3 protein-coding genes are annotated in these 2837 nt (G+C 71.0%); 1 reads left to right on the plus strand and 2 read right to left on the minus strand.

All coding sequences use genetic code 11. The features are described from left to right. Positions 1-483: hypothetical protein (locus VGD85_RS08080; protein ID WP_331062942.1), on the plus strand; the 483-nt coding region annotated here is incomplete at its 5' end. A gap of 1 nt (position 484) precedes the next feature. Here the strand turns inward: VGD85_RS08080 and VGD85_RS08085 are convergent. Beyond that, a complete protein-coding gene (locus tag VGD85_RS08085) occupies positions 485-1003 on the minus strand; it encodes a thioesterase family protein (RefSeq protein ID WP_331062943.1) in 519 nt (172 codons plus the stop codon). A gap of 129 nt (positions 1004-1132) precedes the next feature. After that, positions 1133-2837: translational GTPase TypA (typA, locus tag VGD85_RS08090; RefSeq protein WP_331062944.1), on the minus strand; the 1705-nt coding region annotated here is incomplete at its 5' end.

Raw genomic sequence — 2837 nt, forward strand, 5'->3', positions numbered from 1 at the left:
GCGGCCAAGGAGGTCCGCGAGGCCGCCGCGGCCGGCGAGCACGCGGCGGCGGCCCTGGCGCGGGCCGGTGAGGTGCTGGGCTCGGCGGGCAACTGGGCGACGTACGACACGTTCTTCGGCGGCGGGATGCTCACCGACATGGTCAAGTACGACAAGATGGACGAGGCCCAGCGCCTCCTGCACGACGCCGACCAGGCGCTGCGCCGCCTCTCGGTGGAGCTGGCCGACGTCGGCATGACCACGGTCGTCCAGGGCCTGTCCGTCGACGGGCTGACCCGGGCGTTGGACGTGTGGTTCGACAACATCTTCACCGACTGGTCGGTGAAGTCGCGGATCACCGACGCCGCCCGGCGTACCGACGAGGCGGCCCGGGCGGTGCACGAGATCAGGACCCGGCTCGCGGGCCGCGATCGCGAGCTGGCCACCCGGATCGCCGAGCTGGGCGACGAGCGCGAGCGGCTGCTGCTCGAGACGACCGGCTGAGTCAGCGCAGCGCCAGGCAGCCCGACGTCGCCGCCGGCCAGGGCAGGGTGTCGTCCTCGGCGATCCGCCGGTCGAGGTTGGCGGCCACGTCGGCCGGCCACGGCGCCGTGCGGCGGGTGTCCATCGAGATGTGGAGGAAGATCTCCTCCATCACGTAGCTGACCTGCTGGTGAGTGTCGTCGAGCAGGTACACCAGCGCGTGTGCGGCGCGCTCCGAGCGGCCCAGCAGCCGCACCCGCGCCGACATCCGGTCGCCCGTGCGCAGCTCGGACAGGTAGGTCAGGTGGTGCTCGGCCGAGAAGCACGCGTGGCCCAGGGCCGGCCAGTTCTGCGGGATGCCGAGCTCGACCAGCGACTCGTCCAGGCCCTCGCTCGCGATGCCGGTGTAGTGCCGGACGTTCAGGTGGCCGTTGACGTCCTCGAACGCGACGGGCACGGGCTGCTCGGCGTACGCCGGCAGGCCGACGAGCTGGTCATAGGTCGGGTGGCTGGCGCGCGCGGCCGGAGGCTGGGTGGTCACGCGGGGGGATGTTACTGCCCGGTGTCCGCCGCTGCGGTCATCGGGTCGTGTGCCCCACAACGGTCCATGGCCCGTTCTCAGGCACACGACCCGTCAGCCGGGCCCTACCTGCGAGCGCCCCGCTGGGGGTCACTTCGCGGCTTTACGCGCTCGGCTCGCGATCTTGGCGCGATCGTTCTGGTCGAGGACGACCTTGCGGATGCGGACGGTCTCCGGGGTGACCTCCACGCACTCGTCCTCGCGGCAGAACTCCAGGCACTGCTCGAGGCTCAGCTTGCGCGGGGGGACGAGCTTCTCGAAGTTGTCGGAGGTGGCGGACCGGATGTTGGTCTGCTGCTTCTCCTTGGTGATGTTGACGTCCATGTCGTCGGCGCGGGAGTTCTCCCCGACGATCATGCCCTCGTAGACCTCGGTGGTCGGCTCGACGAACATCACACCGCGCTCCTGCAGCGACGTCATCGCGTACGCCGTCGCCGCGCCCGACCGGTCCGCGACCAGCGAGCCCGAGGCGCGCGAGCGGATCTCGCCGGCCCACGGCTCGTAGCCCTCGGAGATGTGGTGGGCGATGCCGGTGCCGCGGGTGGCGGTGAGGAACTCGGTGCGGAAGCCGATCAGGCCGCGCGCCGGGACCAGGAACTCCATGCGCACCCAGCCGGTGCCGTGGTTGGTCATCTGCTCCATGCGGCCCTTGCGGGTCGCGAGCATCTCGGTGATCGTGCCGAGGTGCTCCTCGGGGGCGTCGATGGTGAGCCGCTCGACCGGCTCGTGCACCTTGCCGTCGATCTCCTTGGTGACGACCTGCGGCTTGCCGACGGTCAGCTCGTAGCCCTCGCGCCGCATCTGCTCGACGAGGATCGCCAGCGCCAGCTCGCCGCGGCCCTGCACCTCCCAGGCGTCGGGGCGCTCGGTCGGCAGGACGCGCAGCGACACGTTGCCGACGAGCTCGGCGTCGAGGCGGTCCTTCACGAGGCGGGCGGTGACCTTGTGGCCCTTGCCGCCCTTGCCGACCAGCGGGGAGGTGTTGGTGCCGATCGTCATCGAGATCGCGGGCTCGTCGACGTGGATGAGCGGCAGCGCGACCGGGTTCTCGACGTCGGCGAGGGTCTCACCGATCGTGATGTCGGGCATGCCCGCGACGGCCACGATGTCGCCCGGGCCGGCGGACTCGCCGGACTTGCGCTCGAGCCCTTCGGTGACGAGCAGCTCGGTGATCTTGACGTTCTTCACCGACCCGTCGCGCTTCATCCACGCGACCTGCTGGCCCTTGCGCAGCGTGCCCTCGTGGACCCGCACCAGCGCGAGGCGACCGAGGAACGGCGAGGCGTCGAGGTTGGTGACGTGGGCCTGCAGCGGCGCGCCCTCGGTGTACGTCGGGGCGGGGATCGTCTCGAGGATCGTCTTGAACAGCGGCTCGAGGTCGGGGGAGTCCGGCAGGCCGCCGTTCTCGGGCACCTCGAGGGACGCGCGGCCGGCCTTGGCCGAGGCGTAGACGACCGGGAAGTCCAGCGCGTCCTGGCTGTGGCTCTCGTCGAGCAGGTCCATGAACAGCTCGTAGGTCTCGTCGACGACCTCGGCGATGCGGGCGTCGCTGCGGTCGACCTTGTTGACGACCAGCACGACCGGCATGTCGGCGTTCAGCGCCTTGCGCAGCACGAACCGGGTCTGCGGCAGCGGGCCCTCCGAGGCGTCGACCAGCAGCACGATGCCGTCGACCATCGAGAGTCCGCGCTCGACCTCGCCGCCGAAGTCGGCGTGGCCGGGGGTGTCGATGATGTTGATCGTCATCGGCTGGCCGCCGCCCGAGGGGCCCGCGTAGTGGATCGCGGTGTTCTTC

The sequence above is a fragment of the Nocardioides sp. genome, assembly GCF_036401255.1.
In the GTDB taxonomy this organism is placed as follows: Bacteria; Actinomycetota; Actinomycetes; order Propionibacteriales; family Nocardioidaceae; genus Nocardioides.